Consider the following 20,029-nt stretch of genomic DNA (forward strand, 5'->3'; position numbering starts at 1 on the left):
TGCTTCACGCAAAGAAGAATTTGAACTCCTTTACGGAATGTTAAAGCAGAGCCTCACGGGACTCATTGACTTCGAGTTCAAGCATTCGGGTTTCATGGCATTAGTCATCGGATGGCTTGCCACCTCTCGACATGCACAACTAATCGTAGCGACGTCGTTCAGCCTAAGAGTAATGGCCACAATCGCCATGATCTGCCTCACAAGCCTTCATTGCCTTTGGTGCATCCGATGGTATTCCCGCGCGACCAACGCATACAACAGACTGCAGGCTCTCAATTACATGCCATTTGGATACTTCGAGCCTCATCGAATGCATTTCTATTTGCCCGCATCGTTTGCATTTATTCATGCTTTGCTGTCGACTGTTTTCATTGTCATGCTCTGGCAAATGCAGGAAATCATTGGGGGCCCTCCGACAACACTCCCTTAGCTGGCCCCCTTATCATCTTAAGAACTATGCAGGAAGCCGACCGCAAACACCTTCCCGCCACACTGGATTCTAGCCAGTGCGAAGCAGCGACCAGGTTGCAACCTCCTTCAGCAGCAAAGACACTGGCCAGAGGCCAGTGGCACACCTAAGATGCGGAAGCTGGAATTGGTGGTTGACAGTGCCACCCGGCCGGGATGCTAAAGGACGGGGAAGGGGAGTGAGCGTCCCTGGTCGAACGAGCAACCTGACATCAACCCCGTAGGGTGCATCTCAACGCACCAGGCAGCGGCGGACGAGTGGCGACGTTGAAGCGGGCAAAAGTCAAACAACGGCCAACATGTGCCACTGGCTTCTAGCCAGTGCGAAGCAGGGACCAGGTTGCAACCTGCTTCGGCCACGAAGACACTGGCCAGAGGCCCGTGGCACACCTAAGATGCGGAAGCTGGAAATGGTCGTTGGTTGTGCCACCCGGCCGGGCAATCATTCAGGGTGCGTCGAGACGCGTCCTATGAACGACACGAACGGTTACGGCTAGGGGCCGATTCTCATGGGAATAGATCGCCATATTCGACAGCCAATAGCATTGGTAACGATGCTGCTGATTTCCATCGCCACAGGCACAGTCACGGCGGAACAGCCTGACTCGCAATTGAGCATGATGGACATCCAGGCGGCTCTTATTCAGCAATATGAGCAAGGCATCTTGCTGTTAGACTTTGAAGGTCAACTCAAAGCGGTCAAAGAACTGCACGATCGCACTCAGGGGAGTAAGAATGAGCCACTTATTCTTAAATTGCCCGAAATTGAGTTCATCATGAATGACCTGGAGAAAGTGGCCAAGCTTGATCCAGCCCGCCGCAAAATTGCCGAGCAACAACTCGCGGAACAAGCCAAGGCTCACTTCAGCTCTCAGGCCGGTAAACATCTTGAAGCGGCTCGACACTTCAAGCACTCGCTCGATCTTGCGGAACCCCTTTACGGCCACTCGTCCTATATCGTGGTCAATTTACAAAGCAAATTCGCTGGCACTCTGTTGTATTGCCAAGAGAACTTAGACGAAGCGACTTCTGCAGCCCTCGACGCCAAGAAGGTGCTTGAGACCTTGAACTTGACCGAGAGCTATTTGCACCGCGAACTCCTGGTTACCTTGACGGGACTTTATTACGAGAAGAAGGATCGCAAGTCGCTGATACAAACCGGCGAACAGGCTGTCGCTTCATTTCAGAAAGATGGGAACGAGCAAATTTACGCGCGATTTGCCCTCGTCACCGGACTACTCGCAGAAGCGCTGAATCAAGAGAAGCAGCATGAGAAGGCGCTGCAGTATGCTCGAGCAGGGCTCAACAAACAGCCACCTAAAGTTGGCCCAGAAGCCCCTTTCTACCTGCGCCTTTTGCAAGAGTATGCCCGGGCCAAAGTCGCAGGGAATGACTACGACAAAGTCCCCGAGGCCTACGAGGAACTGCTATCCGTTTCGGGTCAACTTCCCGGCTTTCCACTCGAAAGAAGGCTAAAATATCGCGAAGACTACCTGCCGATCCTGAAAACTCTCGGACAAACCGAACGGTACGATCAAGTTCAACTCGAAATCACTCGGTTGAAAGAAAGCCTGCAGGGACGAAAGAGCCGGTACTCGATGTGATGGGAACATGGCAGCTACAAACGAGCCAACGCTTTCATCCAAACAAGCTACGTTCATTCGATTACCGCTTTAGTAATCTGATGACTCAGATCGGCAGGGGGGCAATATCAACTCCCTCGTGTGCCACTGGCTTCGAGCCAGTGCGAAGCAGGGACCAGGTCGCAACTTCCTTCAGCAGCAAAGACACTGGCCAGAGGCCCGTGGCACACGTACGATGCGGGAGCTGGAATTGGACGTTACCCGTGCCACCCGGGCGAGCCTAGCCAATGGACCAAGTACAATGGAACTGGCAGGTAGTGCATTAACAACACATCACCGAACGGTAGACGCTTGAAATGAACAACATAACTGCAATTCTAGTGGTGTCACTTCTGCCTCTTGTTTGTTGCGTCGATACAGACCTGCTCTTAGGTGACGAAACCCGCATTCCTGAGGGGGGAATTTATCCTAGTAATGTAACCGAGTTTGAAAAATTCCCCGGTGATGCCTTCACTCTTCAGCAAATCAAACTAGGAACCCATGTGCGTTACAGCACGCCTCCAACGCGTTCAACAAATCAGCTACGAGAACCCGTGGACGAAGACATTGAGAGACTTTCACAAGTAATCCACCTGGAATCAGTGTACTTATATGGAGGGTCGATTAGCACGAAAGGAATTAGGCATCTTGACAATTGTGACTCGCTAAGATCCTACAGGCACTTCGGCATGAAGACATCCGACACTCTAGTCGCCGTACTTTGTGCCATTCAGCCACAGCTAGTAAGGCTGGAACTTCCTGACAGTGATCTTACAGATCATGCTGCTGATGCAATTTCGAAGCTGAGCACTCTCGAGTATTTGGATCTCTCTGGCACGAACATTACTAGCGCGTTTTTTATCGGTCATACGTTCCCGAAAGAGCTTTCGCATCTTTGCTTGTCAGGTACGCAAATTGACTCCAAGGCAATTGTTCATGTACCTCCATCACTTACACATCTCAACTTACATGGCACAAATGTTGGAGAAGAGTCTTTGCCTCACCTTGTGAAGTTAAAGAAACTCAAGGCTCTCTTCCTTCCTTCTCGAAACTTCTCTCCTGCGGCGTTAGATCGCCTAGCTGAGGAATTGCCAAACGCTCGCATCGGTGAGACAAGCTTCTCGATCTACGAATAGCCGAATCTCGTGGCGACGAGCGTAGTTTTTAAGTTGTCTTTGTCCTGCTGAAAACCAATCTTCCGTTTTCAATTCCCCGACGGCAGGCTGGCACTGCTGGGCCATACCCTCCCTCGTGTGCCACTGGCTTCTAGCCAGTGCGAAGTGGGGACCAGGTTGGCAACCTTTTTCAGCAGCAAAGACACTGGCCAGAGGCCAGTGGCACACCTGTTTCGGCCTGTGTCGGGCAGGCACGTTTTAAATGCGAGCTTTCCATGAACAGCAGCCAGGTATCGACTCGGTCAGGTCGCGATCGGTGGCTGGGGTGTGTTCGCCTGGCGGTGGTGGGGCTGGTGGGTATCTATGTTGCGAACGTGACGCTGATCGACTTTTGGGGCTATCGTTATGTCGGCAGCACGAAGGTGTCGGGCGGGGTGCTGGCCGAAACGTATGGCTGGCCGTTGACGTATTGCACGCATGTTTCTTCGTCGCCTGACATCGACACCGCGGAAGTCGTGCGATGGGCCGCGGCTGAAGGCTTCGCGACCGAGTCGTTGGATGGCGTCGCGCTGGCCGCGGATCTCGTCTTCTGCGGGGTGGTCGTGCTCGGAACGAATCGGCTGCTCGCTTCGCTTGGAAGTTCCCGCTTGCGGCGCGGGCAGCTTTCCGCGGCGCTTCTGTTTCGCTCGATCTTCTGGGTTGGCATCGCGGCCGCCCTGGTGCTGGGAATCGTGCCGGGCGATCGCTCGCTTCTGGGGGCCGCCGAGTGGTTGCGAATGCACTGGGAAAAGATCGTCGTGCTGCTAGGAGCTGTCGTCGCGATCGACTACGTCGTGTTCCAACTCGGGTCGTTCGCCCTGGCCATGCTTCGCCCCGCAAAGAGCCCAGCCGAACCAACGACGCCGACCGGGGAGTCTCCGTAGAAAAGGCGAGCCGGCCAAGCCAGCTTCGTGCGAATCCAGGAACAGCGATGCTAACCAGTCGGGCGCTCGTTGGGGTGTCAGTGCCGAGCCGGTCACACTTTTTTATGCCACTGCTGCCCTCAGCAGTGCGAAGTGCCCATAAGCTCAAATCCATCGGCAAATCATTCTTTTCTTTCTTCCAACTCAGTACGATGAACTCATGGAACGTTCATCCGCCCATCGCAAACAGGTCAGGCACTATGAAAGGGCAGACGAGGCACTTGCCGAATACCAACCGATTGGAAATGGTCCAGCGCCAAGTTCGACGAAGAGAGAATAACAAGGCCTGAGTGGCCTAGATTGACGTTTCCCGATCCAAGTTGGTCGAACGGTTTTGGAGGTCAGAAGGAAAACAGTTGATGGGCCGATTGGCAGGTTCACACTGCTGAGGGCAGCAGTGGCACACCCTGAAGCGTGACAAATGACTGGATTAGCAGTGCCACCCAGCCAAACAACAGCATTTAATCCCGCTGGGGTTACACTTGATCTCCTGAAACAGCTTGGTTATTCCGGAGATGCCGCCCAATTGCAAAAAGACGCAAGCAACAACGTGACTGTCATACGTATCGAAGGAGAAGTCGTGGGTTTCCTACCTGCCGCGGGACTTCCTCCCACCATCGGCAATATTCAAACCATTGATCCTGGTCTGCCGGACAATCTCCAAGAACTATGGGACCAGAAAATCATTGCGGGTTTCGTTCAACGTCACTCAATGGACTTTCTGCTTAACGAGTTAAGAAAGATAGTGGAGGGATCATAACACATGGCACTGCTATTCTGTTCGCTAAAGAGAGCAATAAGACAGCGCCAGTCGCGATTTTTCATGGCTGCGTGCATTACCATTGCCTCACTGCTTATCAACACGGCCAAATGCGAGAGACAAGTCTACGCGGTGGACCCCACGACTTTAACGCAAAGCCAGCTTCGAGCGATCGTTGAAAAGGCATTTGACGAGGAAACGACAGTTGAACTAACCATGGCCCTTGTTGCTGCACAGCGTCTCAAAGTTACAGCCCTTATTAACCAAAAAGGGGCTGACATCAATGCAAAAGGAAATTTTGGTGTACGTCCGATTCATCTTGCGACCGAATGCGGGACGTTGGACAGTGTGAAGCTGGCGCTAGAATTTAAGGCGGATCCGAATGTGGTTAACCAAAGTCACCTGACGCCCCTGTACATGGCAACTAAAACTCCAGAGTCTTTTGGCAAGTTCAAGTTATTACTTGCAAATGGAGCAGATCTCTCCTTGGCGGATGAACATGCCATGGTCGGGTACAACTACGGGCTGGCATTTCGTCTTTTAAGGCAGTCCTGGAAAGATGGTCGATATCACGTCGAACTGGCGGAAAACTATTGGTGGTATTTAGACCATGGGGGAGAGATTGACGCCAGGCTTTTTATCGGGATGCCAATTCTGGAATATCTCCACATGCGCAATTCCTTCGAGTTTATCCACGTATTGCTTTCGCGCGGGGCGAATCCATTCCTCGATTCGGACAGCTACGCATCCAAGATGAAGCAGGAATATTATACGAGAATGGCGGACGATCCCGACCATTGGCTGGAAAAGATCAGACAGAAGCTAATGACGCTTGAGGGCAACAAGGAACTGAAAGAAGAAGCAAAAAGAAAAGACGACCAACTGGAAAAGTTGCATGCGCGATATCCATCGAAAATGGAAATAGAAGAAGGTCTGAAGTGGGAGGAGATGGAAGACATTCTCGAGTCACTCAAATCGCATGACAATCCGGATCACTAGAGGCTGTTTCAAAAACTACGTAAACAAATGAGCCCGTACGCTATGTGCATGAAGGCCTGGTAAATCCACGAGTGATGTTCGAACCGCAACGAATCAAAGGCGGCGGCAGAGTGGCACGGCCAGGCCATACCCTCCCCCGTATGCCACTGGCTTCTAGCCGGTGCGAAGCAGGGACCAGGTTGCAACGTCCTTCAGCAGCAAAGAGACTGGCCAGAGGCCCGTGGCACACCTGCGTCCGTAGTGATTCCGTCGACTTCTGCATCACGAGATCCGCAGCCACGTTTGTTCGACCAGAAACGCGAGCCAGGGATCGTCGTCCAGCTCTTCTTCATAGAACGTGATTTGTTCGTCGAGCGGGATGCGGAAGATCGCACCGTAGCGTTGCCCCATGAGGACGTTCTCGAGGAAGTCGGCGAACGTGTCGGCGAGGAACTCGAACGTTTCGCTGCTGCTGGTGCCATCGCCGAGGGCGACCTGGCCACTTTCATGAAGCAGTAGCGGATCGCCGCCGGCATCGTAACCAAACGGCAGCCATCGTTTGGGCAAATAGACGTCACCGTACTGCTCGATCGCGGCGGGAATGCGTTCGACTTCCACGAACCGGCATTGAGCGATATCGGCCCCATTGGTTCGCTGCAGGAACCGCAAATAGTCGTCCGACACAAACGGAAACTCTGCCTGCAAACTGCTCAGCCCGTCGGCCGAAACGCCGGAAGGCTGAAGGTAGAAGTCCTGCTCGATCTCTTCGTTGACTTCCAAACAAGCTTCCACCACCGCAAACTTCTCGTTCCAATCCATCGGTCAGGCCTCAATCAGACAGGGAATAAGTGACGACGACCACGACACGATCAACATCAACCCGGCATCTTACGCCTGCGCTGAAGGTGACACCAGTAGCGCCCACGCGCTGCGGTCACTCTATAATGCCACAGGCTGACAGGCTGACAGGCGGCAGAGTGGCACTGCCGGGCCATTCACTCCCTCGTGTGCCACTGGCTTCTAGCCAGTGCGAAGCAGGGACCACGTTGCAACCTCTTTCAGCCACAAAGACACTGGCCAGAGGCCAGTGGCACACGTACGGTGCGGGAGCTGGACTTGGTTGTTGCCAGTGCCACCCGGCCGGGAGTTGGAATTGGTCGATGTCTATGCCACCTGGGCTGCCCCTCTTTCGCCGACAGGAATTAAGTAGTGAATGTCTATTGTTGTATACGACCAGTGGTATCTGTATTCGCCTATGCAGTATTGTGCAGTGGTTGTCAGGGCAAATCGACAACACCCCAGTTCAAACCCGTTAAAGGGATGTCGGCAACCGTTTATGCTGTACCCGATTTAGGGATTTCAGCTATTCCTAAGGTAGAAGTGCCTCAGGATCAGTTGCCGCTACTTGTGACTCTTCTAGCGCCCAGCGAGGTGTACCCATTTAAAATCTCTCAGATTGCCAGCTACCACGTTGCGGATATTGTTGTAGAGCACGTTGACGGGACTTCTACAAATGTAATGGTACGATGGACGGGAGATAATCCTGCAGCTGTCTCTCTCGATAACGGCGCATCATTTTTCTGTGGAGGCAGCGATGGTTTTTCCAACGGGGCACTCAGAATAGTTCACTTGCTCAACAAATATGACTACCAAAACCGCGAGGCAGGAGGGTGATATTTTGGCGATCCCCTTTGTCGAAGTTCCCGAAGACCAATTGGCCTCATTCGGCAGGCTGGTACTGCCAGGCCATTCACTCCCTCGTGTGCCACTGGCTTCTAGCCAGTGCGAAGCAGGGACCAGGTTGCAACGTCCTTCAGCAGCAAAGACACTGGCCAGAGGCCTGTAGCACACTTAAGATGCGGAAGCATGAATTGGTCGCTGCCTGAGCCGCCCGGCCGAAAGCAATAATCCAAGCAGACTTTCTTAATCCGCTGAAAAAGCAAGGTAAACAATGCTGCTTCTCAAAAAGATAATCCTCTTCAGTTTGGTCGCGATCATTGTGGCATCACGGGCACTGGATCTTCCGGCTCAAGCTGCAGATGAGGAGAAGTCTTTCGATTTCAACGCAGGCAAGACAGGCTACGTGCAAAATCCTGGTGGCACATTTTCCGATGCGGAAATTGCGCGTGGGGAAAGCGTTCAGTACTTAGGACTTCCTAGTAAGTTGTTGAAGCCCGGCGTCAAAGAACCGGAACCGACCGATGCCGATCTGGCGCTGATCAGTCGCTTTCCAAAGCTGAGGATTCTCAGCATGTGGGGCAAGTCCGTCACCAAGGAGGGTATTGCCCAACTGGCGAAGTGCCAAAAGCTGACGTCATATCGCCATGCTGGTCTCGAAAATTCGGATGAACTGGTCCCTGTGCTCTGCCAAGCCTGTCCCCAACTGGTAGATCTTCAGCTCCCCAATTGCGACTTGACCGACAAAAGTGCCGACGCCATCGCGAAGTTGGAGAAGCTGGAGCAGTTGGAGCTTAGGGGTACAAAAATTACGAATGAGTTCTTTATGGGTCGCACCTTTTCGAATGACATTACTCGTGTGGACCTACTGCAAACTGGCGTCGACTCACAAGTAATTGCTCATCTGCCGCCCAATGTCACCTCTTTGGACCTAAGTGGAACCAAGGTGGACGGCAAATCACTTCCCGAACTCCTAAAACGCAAGAATCTTAAATACTTAGAGTTGCCATTCTACAATTTTTCTCCTGATGAGCAGGAGGCGCTAAGTCGACAACTCCCGAACACCATGATCAACGGACACCGATACGCAGATTGAAACACAGAAGACAAACCGCGTAATTGAATTAAGCCAGAGTGCCACGGTCACGCCCCAACGTGGCCATGCTTTCCACCGCGACACGATCACGCACTTCGCACTAGCGAGAGGCCTTTGGCACACTTAAGATGGCAGGTTGAAATTGGTCGATGTGACTGGCATCTGGCCGTAGCGTTCTACCTTCTGCAACCGACAAGCGTTCTCTTTGAATGAACATGAAAGCACCGCGTTCCAAACCGGCGAAGCCTGCGGCCGCGATTCCGTCGCCAGATGGCAAGCCTGTGATTGCGTTTGCTACAACCAACAAGCTGGAACGATGGCTTCACAAGCATCATGCCGAGCATGGCGGTGTTTGGATTCAGTTCTTTAAAAAGGAGAGTGGCCACAAGAGCATCACGTATGCCGAGGCACTCGACGTCGCATTGTGTTACGGCTGGATCGATGGCCCGGTGCGAAAAGGGGATGAAGTCTCTTGGATCCACAAGTTCACACCGCGGGGGAAACGAAGCGTGTGGTCCCAGGTGAACAAGAAGCATATCGAACGCCTCACTCGCGACGGCCGGATGAAGCCTGCCGGTCACGCGGCGGTCGAGTTGGCAAAGTCAGATGGACGCTGGGACGCCGCGTATGCCTCGAGTTCGACGTTCCAAGAGTCGGAAGCATTCCTGGCCGCGCTCCAGAAGTCTAAAAAGGCAACGGCCTTCTACGCGACGCTTTCCAAGTCCAAAAAGTACGCTTTCTATTATCGACTCCACAACGCCAAGAAGCCTGAAACGAAAGCACGTAAAGTTGTGGAATTCATCGCCATGCTCGAACGCGAAGAAACCTTCGGTTGAGCCCCGGTGCCAGGGTCACGCCCCTGCGTGGCCATGCTTTCCACCGCGAAACGATCACGCACTTCGCACTGGCCCGTGGCACACGTACGATGCGTGAGCAGGGTCTGGTCATTGCCAGTTTCAACTGGTGGTTTACTTTTCGCTACGGTCGACGGCAAGCGTCTTCCACTTTTCAAGTTCCGACCGCTTCTCATCGTAGCTCATATGCTCGAAGCGACTCCCGTCGCGAGCGAAAAATCGAGCGTTCTCCACGGCGATGGTGCTATCGACATACTCTCCCTCCCACCATAACGCGCCATCCGGATAGAACCCTTGGGCCATACCGACGTCAAAGTCATCCTCGATTCGGCCCACATACTTTATCTTCCCGTTTTCGTAGGAATAGCGATACACGCCATTTCCCTGGCCAGAACGATCTGCATCGACACTCCATTCTCGCCACACACCACTCTTGAGGATTCGCAAGCACTTGCCATCTCTTCGCCAACGGGACTGTTGATCCTTCCTTCGAAGCGTATCTACCGTTCGCGTGAAGGTCCCCGAACTGACCGGCATCAAATGAAGACGCACTTTGACATTGGGATCTTGGCCAACGTAGTCAAAGCTCACACCGTCTGACTCGCTAACCGGTTTGGCATATTCTCTTGTCCACTCTTGGTCGTCAAAGGTAAGTGTCGGTGGAATTCGATAACTTTCTCCCTTGGATTCAACAACAATAAACTTTCCACGGTGCGGGTCTTTGACATTGCCTCGACAACCCGCGACAGACAGAATCACCACCGTCCACGTCAACGCATGGAACGCCATGTCTCTCCAGGTCACCGCGCCACCATTCATTTGCGTACTTCTCATCCATTTCCCCCGCCGTTCAAACACACATCTCCCGTGCCTTCCACCGCGAAACGATCACGCACTTCGCACTGGCCAGAGGCCAGTGGCACACGTACGATAAGGGAGCAGGGTCTGGTCGTTGCCAGGGTTACCCGGCCGTTGAGTGCCACCCCGCCGTCAAGAATGGTAGATGGTTCTTTACTCGAAAAGTCACGACTCCTAGGGAATAGCCTTTCCGAACTAGGGCCATTCGCACTGCTCAATCTTTTCGTAGAACTCTCCTAAGCAGAGCAATATTGAACCGCCTGATGTTTTGATGGTGCCTCCATTGGTAAACATGATCGAAGCGTTCATCAGCGACTTTCCATTCAGCAACGGCGTATTGAACTTGTCATTGGGGTCGTTCGTTGAATATTCAAATTCTGCTTCGCTCACCCACAACTCGCCAGAAGAGACACTGGAAAGCACAATGTCTTCGCAACCCTTCAGGGATAGTGAACCACGAACTGCCCAGACATCGGCGACATCAGATTTCATCGGGATGGCACAGTAGCAAATAAGCGTTTCAAATTTTATCTCACAATCACCAGTGCTTTGAATATCGATTTTCTCGATTCTCGCATCATGAAAATCGCACATCAGCAGTTCTTGCTCTATATCCATACGGTCTCATTTCTCCCGTGGGCCACAAAGAACCGCCCGATGCCACGGTCACGGCCCGTCGTGACCATGCTTTCCACCGCGAAACGATCACGCACTTCTCGCTGGCCAGAGGCCAGTGGCACACTTAAGATGGCAAGCTCAGGTTAGTTGTTGTCCGTGCCGCCTGGCCGAAATGCAGTTACACAGCCACCTTAAACAGAAGACACAGGATAAGCGATGACGTTCTGGTGCAAAATGGCACTGCTGCTGGTTGTTCACTGCGGTTGGGTCACGCTTTTCGTCGGATGTGATGGATGCGATTCGAAAACCTCAATCGGTGCGTTCTCGGGCCCTGCAACAGAGGCAGATGGTTCGAATCGGTTTATCGATGGTCCCGAATTGGACCAGCTGACGCAAGAGTATGCCGACATTGCATTCTTTGAAATGACTCATGAGTCCTACAGGATGATCAAGCAGGAACTTTCAAAGCAGTACACTGAGATGGACACGAACCTGTCGGTCATCAGAATCGAGAGGAGTAAAGGCGATCACATCATAGCAACTGTGGGCACTGTTACCGCTTCCGCGGCAGGGAAGGAGCCCTGGGAAGTGTCATTCGATATCCGTTTCTTGAGGACCATGGAGCACGACAGCGTAAGTCACAGATGCATCTACGCTAAGATAGGAGATGACCTCCTTCTTGACCGACGCAACGATCCTCTCGTTGTTAAGACGCTCAGCGGAATAGGTAGCAGTCAAGGAAATGACTAGAACGGCTGTTCCCAACCGGACTAAACCGTCAGGGTGCCATGGCCATCGCCCTGGGCAGCCATGCCTTCCACCCCGTAACGCGGAATGTTCTCGAAGCCCGATGCCCGCGGAAGTTGGGCACGCACTTCGCACTGGCCAGTGGCACACGTACGATGCGATCGTTAAAGAGTCTTCAAGGTGCCGTTTCGCATCGACTGCAGGAGCGAACTGGCCCACTCCCGGATGGAATGGTGCTCGATGGGTCGGTCTGAGTCTGATTTCCAAAAAGCAATCAGTTGGCCAGCCATGCCACCGTCGACGGCCTCGGTGTCGACGCAAAGGTAACTGCCGCCGCCGTTGTGCAGGAAAGGGATCCAGCCACGCCGCCAATACCGTGGATCTTCAAAATCGCTGCCGATCATGCCGTCCAGCTCTGCCTTCGTTTCACAGACCTCGTCGAACGTCATGAAGGTCCGATTGCCTTGCATGGCATCGCTTGACATCGGATCTTGCCCGTCATGCCAGCGGTACAACGCGATCAAGTCTGCCGGCAATTTCTGTGCGAATGCCGCCGCAAACGCCGAGAACTTCTCAGGCATCACGCCTGACCGCAACCGCCGGAGGTAAGCAGGCCGATGGTCACGCATCCAGGCATCGATGTCGTTCAGAATGTCTTCCATTTCGACCTTTAACGCAGAACGAAAGCGATACCGGTACCGCCGCCAATCAGCGATGAGCTTCTAGCCCGCGTCAGCGGCGGCCAACGTTTGATCCGATCGTTTATACTGAAAGCCAATCAGGCAGCCAAGAGAATCATCGCTACCCACACGTCGTTCACAACGATTGCCAGGGTGCCATGAAACGATCGAACTGGTAGAAGTCCAATTCCCGAGGAACCCTGACACGCACTTCACACTGGCCAGAGGCCAGTGGCACACTTAAGATGCGAAGTTGGTGTTAGTTGTTGCCGGTGCCACCCGGCCGACGCATAGCAACATTTCGATATTCTCGCTTGCCACAAGACACCTTCCATGCGCCACCTGAAGAATCGACTAAAAAGCGAACGAGCACGCTCTGCCATTCTACTCCTCGTCGCTAGCATAATTGCCATGCTGTCGATCATTTGGCTCTTGGCACGCGCTGGCCTAATTGGCAGGCCAGAACCAGTGCCACTCCCCACAGACATTAACACTTCAGCTAACAAGCCTGACAGGCACTATCACGCCTTACTCGAGCATGAAGCGATTGACGGCAATTCCGACTGCAATGCCGGAGTCATTGTGCTCCAGTGCACATGGCCCAACAAACTGGACGACAATAACTATCTGATGGTAGCAGAGTCGCTTGGCATCAATCCCCCTCTAGCACGTGAACACAGCCTTCTTGACGAAGCGTATTTTCAAGAGATCGACAAATGGCTTAGGTTAAATGGACGCAGCCATTGCTCTACAGATCACTTCCTTCGCGAAGCAATTCGAACACCATGGACCAGAAGTGATCTACCCACACTGGAAAACTCATGGACAAAAGAGCAGGGCCCCGTCTTGGATAAACTTCACGCAATTAATGATTGCGATGGCTTTTTTTTGCCAGAGCCAAACCTCTTGTCATCCAACCACCTCCCCCTTGGGGACCCAGGCAGCTTCGCGACCGAACAAATCTGGATTGCCGCGACCGCACTGGCGATGCGATCCATGTATCACCTTGGAAATGGTGAGCACACTCAAGCGTGGGCCGATGCAGAAACATGCCTCGCACTGTCGTCGCTACCAAATTGCCACTGCAACAACGATCTTCGTTACCGAATACGAACAAGACGGGTTGCTTTGCACTGCTGTATTGCGATTGCAACAAGCCCGGGATGCGACGAAAAAGTCCTCGACTTAATGAGCACACGCATTTCTAATATCTCGAATGACAACAAACTCCTATCTGACACCATCAGATATCAGCGAATGTCAGCACTCGACGTGGCGCAAAGACTCTTTATACGCAAGGACGACTCAAACGAGTCACACGACTGGAGCGTATTCGACTATATCCATGACAATAACTATCTTGAGTTCGACATTAACCTGCAAGCAATCACTCGAGAAGTGAACAAGTGGTTCGATGACATTGAGGACGTTGCCCTTCTGGAGAACACGTCAATATCGACCATACAAAAGAAATGCCTGGCCTTAGCAGGCAAGATTCCCAAGCCATTATCTAAAGCCACTCTTGCCGAGGACTTCGTAGCGATGTCACCTGAGCAACGAGGACAGGCAATTGCTGGTGTTCTTATTGGGTTCAGCGATTCGATTAACGTAATTTACACCACGCCGGTAATCGCCGGATTAAAAGTAGATGCCCAGCTTGCCCTGATTGCCATCAGCTTGGCACGCTACCAAAAAGACAATGCTCGATTCCCTGATTCACTTGAATGGCTACCCTTGCCCGCAGCACAGATCCAAGACCCTTTTTCCGGTGACCCACTTATTTATCGTAGAATTGACGATGGATATGTTCTTTACAGCATTTATCTAAACGCACATGACGATGGAGGCAGCGGCGGAGGGCCAATTGTTGGGCAAATTGTCGACAGCGAATGGGAAACCACGGTGTCTGATGCCTTTAATACTGGTGACTTGGTTATACGCATACCAATCCCACCTTTCCAGGAGTGCGATAGCCGCTAAATCTCTCCATGCGACCACCTTATGGCGCAGACAACAATGACCCAATCAATGCATTTATCTGAGATCCAGCCATGACCCTGGCGAGGAAATGATTGCCAAACATTAACTACAACTAGGCTCTGTCAGAAAACGGTGTTTTGACTTTCACCGACAACACTCGAACGCCAGGGTGCCACAGCCACGCCTCCGCTTGGCGATGCTTTCCACCGTGAAACGATCGATCTCGTCGAAGCGATATCACTTGGCCGCCTGAAACGCACTTCACACTGGCCAGAGGCCAGTGGCATACTTAAGATGGCAAGTCCGGGTTGGTCGTTGTCCGTGCCTCCCGGCCGATGCTACGGACCACACGCGGTTTATTCAGAGCCATCATGGGAGCAATGGGGAGTTTCGTCGTCCGATTGTGGACACGGAGGAGAGAAGCCCTAACTCAAAGTCGTTTCATGGTAGCAGCCGTCACCAAACCGATTCCCTCTGGCGTTATTGCCTCGCTCTTGCTCCTGGTCATCATCAACGGTTGTGAGCGTGGGCACGTAGATCCCACTAGTCTTACCGATCGTCCCGGGGGCCGAACAACAAGCCAGGAATTAGCTGCGATCGCTGCGACCTTTCAATGGGAAACGGACAGGGACGTGGCCCAACGAAGGGGGGCGGCCATCGATCGCTTGAGTGAGATTGGTCACGTTGACATCGCACACGACTCGATGGACTGGGTCAACTATCGCGTGGTTGAACTCGAGAATCGTATCGACGTACCATTGCCTGACGAGCTTGTGGAAGGTGTGGCGTTCGAAATCGAATGGCTAGGGGGAATAACCGAGACCGATCTCGGCGTTCCAATTCCACCCATGGCTGAAGAGCCCACCAACCTTCCCCAGTGGAGAGTCAATGACGAGTTACTCGCAGAGACGTTACCCCACCTTCCCGATTGTCGATATTTGATTCTGCAGGGGTCGCTAGTAACCGATAACGGTATCGCAACGGCATGCGAGATTCCTTGCCTGGCAGAACTTCGAATCGCCAATACCTGGATCCATCGCTATCCCTCGTTAGTCACGAATCAGGCCATGCGTCACGTCGGCCGACATCCTTCTCTGCGAGAGGTGAGTCTCAAGTGCCAGCCGATCACCGACGAGGGAATGGAGCTTCTGAGTCAAAGCCGCACCATCGAAGAAGTCGACCTATGCAACTGTCCGATTACGTCGAATGCGATCATCTCGCTGGCCCGGATGCCGAATCTGTCGTCGTTAAAGGTGGGCACTTCTGACAGCCAATACATCGCCCCTCGGGCATACACGCCAGACCTCAGCAGCTGGACCCCAGAAATAGGTCAGGCACTATCAGAATTGGATGGGAAGTTGATCTCTGTGACCATCCAGAATGTGCCGCTTCATCCCAAGATCCGGCAGGCATTTGAAAACATGGAATCGGTAACGGACTTTCAATTCGATGAAGTTGCTGAAGCGGAGTAGGGGGTTTGTCCAGAGCAAAGTGGATCATGGGCCTGAACGCCAGGGTGCGATGAAACGATGGATCTCGTCGAAGCGTTGCCCACCCATCAACCTTCCCCGAACTTCGCACTGGCCGAAGGCCAGTGGCACGCGTAAGATGCGAAACTACTTCTAGTCGTTGCCTGTGCCTCCCGGCCGTCAGTAGACGCCGCTATTCGTAACGGAGTTCCGCTCAATCAGATCATTCAGGTCGGAGGCTGCGATTTGAAATTCGGCCCGCCTCGAAGCCCCGAGGATTTGCCTGTATTGTTGCATTCTTTGCCATTAGAGTACGAAACATGCGAATCGACATCATTTCCCCCACTGTGCCGGTTGAGGTTGAGTGCGATAGTCATGTGCCATTAGTGATCCGATTTGACGGTTACAGCGGTCCGACGTCGTCGGCACCCAAATACTGGCGAACTGGAGACTTCAAGCACACGCTTATCGAAGTTGCCGTCAACCGATCGTCCGGGGCGATATGCAAGATGGTTGTCACTTCGCTTTGTCCGCTTCAGTCGGAACCGCTAGCCACTGACATTCAATCCAACAAAACTGGAATTCCATTTGTGTCCATGTCGCAATGGGCAGACGATCAAGAAAGGGTCGACGTCGAACAAGTTGTGACAGCCTCACTTGTTGATCGGGAGTTGATGGTAGTTTTCGGAAACGTTGAGCCGACATCTCTCATGAGGATTGCCTGCGATCGGATATCCTTTTTGATTGACCAACGCAATGAGTTTCGTGGAATCACAGTTGGAAACCTGTCTGAACAAGAGGTAGCGAATATCCGCTATGCTATTGGCCAGACGAGTGCATGACATTGCTTTTTACACTTAGCTCAGGTTGCCATGGCCACGCCACTGCGTGATCATGCTTTCCAACGCGAAATGATCGCGCACTTCGCACTGGCCAGAGGCCCGTGGCACACGTACGATGTACGCTCTTGTTTGCTGCACAACTCTTATGGCTTGCTACGGCACAGCTCGGGACTATGGCCAATGATCATTCGTGATCGCGAGGGGCGGAATCTGGCTCAGGTTTGGAAGTCGCAGCGGCGGGCGATTCGTGCCGAGTTTTCTGCCGGGAACATTTCGGTTTGGTTCACCGGCTATGTCGAGTCGTATTCCGAGACCGAGATCGTCCTGGCCCGCGACTCCGATCAGGTTTCGATCTCGCTCTTCTGTGCGAACTTCCGCGTGATCGAACCCGATGGGTCGTCCAGCGGCATCCAGTGGCAAGGCTTCTCGCGGGTCGTCGTGATTACGACCGACGCCAATACGGCCTGCACGCTGTGCGAACTGAATGCCTGACGATTCGCCCCACTTCGACTTTTTGCTGGCCAGCAATCGCGCCGCCACGTAAGATGCGGGTCAAACGCCAGGCAGGTCGCCACACGAGAGAGCATGCGTGACCGTGACCCAAGAGATGCAGTGCCACCTAACGCTGAACTACGACCGCGACTGCGCCGCAGACCCCAAGTTCTACGACGATTAAACCGCTGCGCGAACCCGTCCAACCACATCCAGGACATGCCATGAACACCAAGCCGATGCGACGTTGCTGGATGGTGCTGCTGCTGGGCGTTGGCACGTTGGTCGGATGCTTTGGCATGACGCAGGTCGAGCACGCGCATGTTGGGTTCGATCTTTCGCCGGACGGACAGACAGTGGTTTTCTCGTCTTCGAAAGGGGACTTGTTTCTGTGGGAGATCGAGACCGAAACGCTGACTCGGCTGACCGATACCAGCATCATCGAAACGCTGCCATGCTTTTCGCCGGATGGCAAGTCGATTGTCTATGCCCGGAGCCAGGCCAAGGACAATTCGTTTCAAATCTGCCGGCTCGATATCGACACGCGGAAGGTCACCGAGCTGACCACGACGCCAGACACGAACGACATGTGTCCGCAATTCAGCACCGACGGCAGCACGGTCTTCTTTGCTCTGGCCACGCTGCTTCGCGACTATAGCCTGGGCGGAAAGGTTTGGGACAAGTGGTATGTCTGCCAGGTTCCCGCCGCAGGTGGCCCGGTCACGCAGATCACCGACGAACCTTACTCTTCGCTCTATCGCATCGTGCAACAGGCAGATGGCACGCTGGTCTATTCCGCCGAAAACTATAAAATGCCCACGGTTTATACGCGACTATATCGCATTGGCGAAGATGGGATTCCCACGCCGTTCACGCCGGCCGATCAAGACGCGGCCAGTCGCAAGGACGCGCATTACTACGACGTGGCGCTGGCATCCGACCAGCAGACGCTCGTCTACGTGTGCGACACGCGAAAAGACTTCTATTACGACATCCGCTCCGACCACGGAGACGCAGTGCCGCAGTTTCTCGCACGCAGCGAAGTCCGCATGAATCGTTACCCGGCCATGGCGCCCAACGACGAGTACGTTTATTTTTTGGCCGGCACCAGCGCCAACTTCAGCAATCGCACCATCTATAGCCTGTGGCGAGTCGATCGCAACGGCGAAACAGAAGAGGTGCTGCCCGAAGCGATGCTAACCGACCCGGTGCCGTAACGGGCGCCAAAGCCAGGTGCTTTGACCACGTTCCGCCGCGATGCGAACAACCTCATCGAAGCGTTTTCCACCGATTGACCTTCCCCTGACTTCACACTGGCCAGAGGCCAGTGGCACACGTAAGATGCGAAGCTGCTTCTAGTCGTTACCAGTGCCACCCGGCCGATAAGGGGTAGCGAATATGACGGCCAGCTCCTCAGAGGTGATCATAGAATCCCGGACCACTCGCTCATTTAGTATTGGCGTTTTGAAGGGAACACAATCGAAGGAGAGATTAAAATTCACCCGCCCGCAAAAATTACCGATCCAGCACAAAGAACAAAAGAAATCAGAACAGTCGCAGGGATAATGCGTGGAAAACTATACTCTCAATAGCTGGCGTTTGTCCTACAGTCTATCGACACTATTCTTACTGACAGGCATCATCGCATTGCCAGTGGGGTGGTGGTGTCACCTTCAAAGGCGAGTGGAACTCCTTCACTATTGGCACGAGGAGCTGAGGCCTTATAGCTGTGAGCTAGAGTTAAAAGACGGAACAGAATCGATGTTTGGGTTTGGCCCACAGACGGAAGAGGCAACCAGCCTGATTGCTCTCTATTGGTCACCGCTATCTGAGCCGAAAGTGATTTCAGCTCTCAAGTCGGTGGGAACGATAAATAGTTTGAGTGTTGGAGGTAAAGAGTTTTCAGAGAGTTCCCTTCAGCGTCTCCAGGAAATTCCTCCGCTGCAAGACATTTCATTTTGGGAGGCTGGAGTTCAAGACTTTGGCGATCTTCCTGCTCGGCACAGGGCGAGTATTCGGTCTCTGTTGATATACCGGCCGGCTTACGATTTAAAGTCGCTTGATGCCATTGGAGATTGCCGGCATCTGACGAGGTTGGAATTCGAGTGGGTAACCTTCAATGATCGCTGTGAATGGCTGAAACACCTTCCTAATCTAAAGCGATTCTTGCTAAACCGATCGGACGAAGTAGACCATATCGTTCCCTATCTCAGGTCACCTAACCTTGAGGAGTTTCTAGCCGACTCGACCGATCTGAAGGATGCCCATCTCCCTAGGATTGCCAGCTTGCCTTCCTTGCGAACATGCATTATTTCGACTACGGGGATAACAGATCGGGGACTGGAGTACTTCCGCGGCCATCCCCAGCTAGAGACGCTGTTCATTGATCGGACCGCTATTACGGATGAGTCGATCAGCATTGTTGAATCGTTGCCATCTCTTAAAAAGCTGTCTCTCACTGGGACACAAATGAGTGAAAAGGCGATTAATGATTATTGCCTTAGACACCCCGAGGTAGAAATTATCGAGTATTGAACAATGCGGGCGGGGAGGCACTGCTAATCCAGTCACTTGTCAAGCTTCAGGGTGTGCCACTGCTGCCCTCAGCCAGGGTGCCAGGGCCACGGCCCTGCGTGGCCATGCTCTCCGCTGCGATGCGAACAACCTCATCGAAGCGTTACCCACCGATTGACCTTCACTTCACTTCACATTGGCCAGAGGCCAGTGGCATACGTAAGGTGCGAAGTTGGTGCCAGTGCCACCCGGCCGTGCCGGTGCTGGGGCCGTGGAAGCCTGCCGACCCAGCCAAGC

At 53.2% G+C, this 20,029-nt stretch carries 19 protein-coding genes; 15 read left to right on the forward strand and 4 right to left on the reverse strand.

Annotation, left to right across the window (positions count from 1 at the left end):
- Positions 1 to 1,022 precede the first annotated feature (1,022 nt).
- From ABD890_RS23650 to ABD890_RS23670, 5 genes are all read left to right on the forward strand, one after another.
- Complete coding sequence (locus ABD890_RS23650; protein WP_345095241.1) at positions 1,023 to 2,072, forward strand: type 1 periplasmic-binding domain-containing protein; 1,050 nt, start codon at positions 1,023 to 1,025, stop codon at positions 2,070 to 2,072.
- 335 nt (positions 2,073 to 2,407) lie between these two features.
- Positions 2,408 to 3,226, forward strand: coding sequence for a hypothetical protein (locus ABD890_RS23655; protein ID WP_345095243.1), 819 nt, complete (start codon positions 2,408 to 2,410; stop codon positions 3,224 to 3,226).
- Between the two features lie 254 nt (positions 3,227 to 3,480).
- Entirely contained in the window at positions 3,481 to 4,128 is a 648-nt protein-coding gene (locus tag ABD890_RS23660) for a hypothetical protein (RefSeq protein ID WP_345095245.1), read from the forward strand.
- A 460-nt stretch (positions 4,129 to 4,588) separates the two neighbouring features.
- On the forward strand, positions 4,589 to 4,927 hold the full coding sequence (locus ABD890_RS23665) for a hypothetical protein (RefSeq protein ID WP_345095247.1): 339 nt from the start codon (positions 4,589 to 4,591) through the stop codon (positions 4,925 to 4,927).
- Positions 4,928 to 4,930: 3 nt separating this feature from the next.
- The gene (locus ABD890_RS23670; protein WP_345095249.1) at positions 4,931 to 5,926 is read left to right on the forward strand and encodes an ankyrin repeat domain-containing protein; all 996 of its coding nucleotides are present in this window, start codon (positions 4,931 to 4,933) and stop codon (positions 5,924 to 5,926) included.
- 261 nt (positions 5,927 to 6,187) lie between these two features.
- On the opposite strand, the gene ABD890_RS23675 is transcribed toward ABD890_RS23670, so the two are convergent.
- Positions 6,188 to 6,724, reverse strand: a complete 537-nt coding sequence (locus ABD890_RS23675) for an SMI1/KNR4 family protein (protein WP_345095251.1) — start codon at positions 6,722 to 6,724, stop codon at positions 6,188 to 6,190.
- A gap of 390 nt (positions 6,725 to 7,114) precedes the next feature.
- Here ABD890_RS23675 and ABD890_RS23680 point away from each other — a divergent pair, with 390 nt between their 5' ends.
- The 3 genes from ABD890_RS23680 to ABD890_RS23690 all read left to right on the forward strand — a co-directional run bounded on the left by ABD890_RS23680 (position 7,115) and on the right by ABD890_RS23690 (position 9,514).
- A complete protein-coding gene (locus ABD890_RS23680; RefSeq protein WP_345095252.1) occupies positions 7,115 to 7,579 on the forward strand; it encodes a hypothetical protein in 465 nt (154 codons plus the stop codon).
- A gap of 277 nt (positions 7,580 to 7,856) precedes the next feature.
- Entirely contained in the window at positions 7,857 to 8,678 is an 822-nt protein-coding gene (locus tag ABD890_RS23685; RefSeq protein WP_345095254.1) for a leucine-rich repeat domain-containing protein, read from the forward strand.
- Between the two features lie 215 nt (positions 8,679 to 8,893).
- Entirely contained in the window at positions 8,894 to 9,514 is a 621-nt protein-coding gene (locus tag ABD890_RS23690) for a YdeI/OmpD-associated family protein (RefSeq protein ID WP_345095256.1), read from the forward strand.
- Positions 9,515 to 9,646: 132 nt separating this feature from the next.
- On the opposite strand, the gene ABD890_RS23695 is transcribed toward ABD890_RS23690, so the two are convergent.
- Positions 9,647 to 10,351: a toxin-antitoxin system YwqK family antitoxin gene (locus ABD890_RS23695; protein WP_345095258.1), complete on the reverse strand. Its 705-nt coding sequence runs from the start codon at positions 10,349 to 10,351 to the stop codon at positions 9,647 to 9,649.
- 234 nt (positions 10,352 to 10,585) lie between these two features.
- Positions 10,586 to 11,008, reverse strand: a complete 423-nt coding sequence (locus ABD890_RS23700; protein ID WP_345095260.1) for a hypothetical protein — start codon at positions 11,006 to 11,008, stop codon at positions 10,586 to 10,588.
- A 216-nt stretch (positions 11,009 to 11,224) separates the two neighbouring features.
- On the opposite strand from ABD890_RS23700, the gene ABD890_RS23705 reads away from it, so the two are divergent.
- Positions 11,225 to 11,758 (forward strand): hypothetical protein, encoded by a 534-nt coding sequence (locus ABD890_RS23705; protein WP_345095262.1) that lies wholly within the window; start codon positions 11,225 to 11,227, stop codon positions 11,756 to 11,758.
- A 161-nt stretch (positions 11,759 to 11,919) separates the two neighbouring features.
- Here the strand turns inward: ABD890_RS23705 and ABD890_RS23710 are convergent, their stop codons facing one another.
- The gene (locus ABD890_RS23710) at positions 11,920 to 12,417 is read right to left on the reverse strand and encodes an SMI1/KNR4 family protein (protein ID WP_345095264.1); all 498 of its coding nucleotides are present in this window, start codon (positions 12,415 to 12,417) and stop codon (positions 11,920 to 11,922) included.
- Between the two features lie 429 nt (positions 12,418 to 12,846).
- Between ABD890_RS23710 and ABD890_RS23715 the strand changes: the two genes are divergently transcribed.
- The 6 genes from ABD890_RS23715 (at position 12,847) to ABD890_RS23740 (ending at position 19,753) form a co-directional block, all read left to right on the forward strand.
- Entirely contained in the window at positions 12,847 to 14,415 is a 1,569-nt protein-coding gene (locus ABD890_RS23715; RefSeq protein WP_345095266.1) for a hypothetical protein, read from the forward strand.
- Between the two features lie 632 nt (positions 14,416 to 15,047).
- Entirely contained in the window at positions 15,048 to 15,887 is an 840-nt protein-coding gene (locus ABD890_RS23720; protein ID WP_345095268.1) for a leucine-rich repeat domain-containing protein, read from the forward strand.
- Positions 15,888 to 16,204: 317 nt separating this feature from the next.
- Entirely contained in the window at positions 16,205 to 16,726 is a 522-nt protein-coding gene (locus tag ABD890_RS23725) for a hypothetical protein (RefSeq protein WP_345095270.1), read from the forward strand.
- Positions 16,727 to 16,906: 180 nt separating this feature from the next.
- A complete protein-coding gene (locus ABD890_RS23730; RefSeq protein ID WP_345095272.1) occupies positions 16,907 to 17,218 on the forward strand; it encodes a hypothetical protein in 312 nt (103 codons plus the stop codon).
- A 224-nt stretch (positions 17,219 to 17,442) separates the two neighbouring features.
- Complete coding sequence (locus tag ABD890_RS23735) at positions 17,443 to 18,435, forward strand: TolB family protein (protein ID WP_345095274.1); 993 nt, start codon at positions 17,443 to 17,445, stop codon at positions 18,433 to 18,435.
- A 352-nt stretch (positions 18,436 to 18,787) separates the two neighbouring features.
- Positions 18,788 to 19,753 carry a leucine-rich repeat domain-containing protein gene (locus ABD890_RS23740; protein WP_345095276.1) on the forward strand — a complete coding sequence of 322 codons (966 nt, stop codon included), beginning with the start codon at positions 18,788 to 18,790 and terminating at the stop codon, positions 19,751 to 19,753.
- The last annotated feature ends 276 nt before the right edge of the window (positions 19,754 to 20,029 follow it).

The sequence above is a fragment of the Bremerella cremea genome (genome assembly GCF_039541315.1).
GTDB lineage: Bacteria > Planctomycetota > Planctomycetia > Pirellulales > Pirellulaceae > Bremerella > Bremerella cremea.

What these genes read in the sequence shown, in the direction of transcription:
- ABD890_RS23650 (WP_345095241.1), top strand. Translation starts at nt 1,023, where the DNA reads ATGCTGCTGATTTCCATCGCCACAGGCACAGTCACGGCGGAACAGCCT.
- ABD890_RS23655 (WP_345095243.1), top strand. Translation starts at nt 2,408, where the DNA reads ATGAACAACATAACTGCAATTCTAGTGGTGTCACTTCTGCCTCTTGTT.
- ABD890_RS23660 (WP_345095245.1), top strand. Translation starts at nt 3,481, where the DNA reads ATGAACAGCAGCCAGGTATCGACTCGGTCAGGTCGCGATCGGTGGCTG.
- ABD890_RS23665 (WP_345095247.1), top strand. Translation starts at nt 4,589, where the DNA reads ATGACTGGATTAGCAGTGCCACCCAGCCAAACAACAGCATTTAATCCC.
- ABD890_RS23670 (WP_345095249.1), top strand. Translation starts at nt 4,931, where the DNA reads ATGGCACTGCTATTCTGTTCGCTAAAGAGAGCAATAAGACAGCGCCAG.
- ABD890_RS23675 (WP_345095251.1), bottom strand. Translation starts at nt 6,724, where the DNA reads ATGGATTGGAACGAGAAGTTTGCGGTGGTGGAAGCTTGTTTGGAAGTC.
- ABD890_RS23685 (WP_345095254.1), top strand. Translation starts at nt 7,857, where the DNA reads ATGCTGCTTCTCAAAAAGATAATCCTCTTCAGTTTGGTCGCGATCATT.
- ABD890_RS23690 (WP_345095256.1), top strand. Translation starts at nt 8,894, where the DNA reads ATGAAAGCACCGCGTTCCAAACCGGCGAAGCCTGCGGCCGCGATTCCG.
- ABD890_RS23695 (WP_345095258.1), bottom strand. Translation starts at nt 10,351, where the DNA reads ATGAATGGTGGCGCGGTGACCTGGAGAGACATGGCGTTCCATGCGTTG.
- ABD890_RS23700 (WP_345095260.1), bottom strand. Translation starts at nt 11,008, where the DNA reads ATGGATATAGAGCAAGAACTGCTGATGTGCGATTTTCATGATGCGAGA.
- ABD890_RS23705 (WP_345095262.1), top strand. Translation starts at nt 11,225, where the DNA reads ATGACGTTCTGGTGCAAAATGGCACTGCTGCTGGTTGTTCACTGCGGT.
- ABD890_RS23710 (WP_345095264.1), bottom strand. Translation starts at nt 12,417, where the DNA reads ATGGAAGACATTCTGAACGACATCGATGCCTGGATGCGTGACCATCGG.
- ABD890_RS23715 (WP_345095266.1), top strand. Translation starts at nt 12,847, where the DNA reads ATGCTGTCGATCATTTGGCTCTTGGCACGCGCTGGCCTAATTGGCAGG.
- ABD890_RS23725 (WP_345095270.1), top strand. Translation starts at nt 16,205, where the DNA reads ATGCGAATCGACATCATTTCCCCCACTGTGCCGGTTGAGGTTGAGTGC.
- ABD890_RS23730 (WP_345095272.1), top strand. Translation starts at nt 16,907, where the DNA reads ATGATCATTCGTGATCGCGAGGGGCGGAATCTGGCTCAGGTTTGGAAG.
- ABD890_RS23735 (WP_345095274.1), top strand. Translation starts at nt 17,443, where the DNA reads ATGAACACCAAGCCGATGCGACGTTGCTGGATGGTGCTGCTGCTGGGC.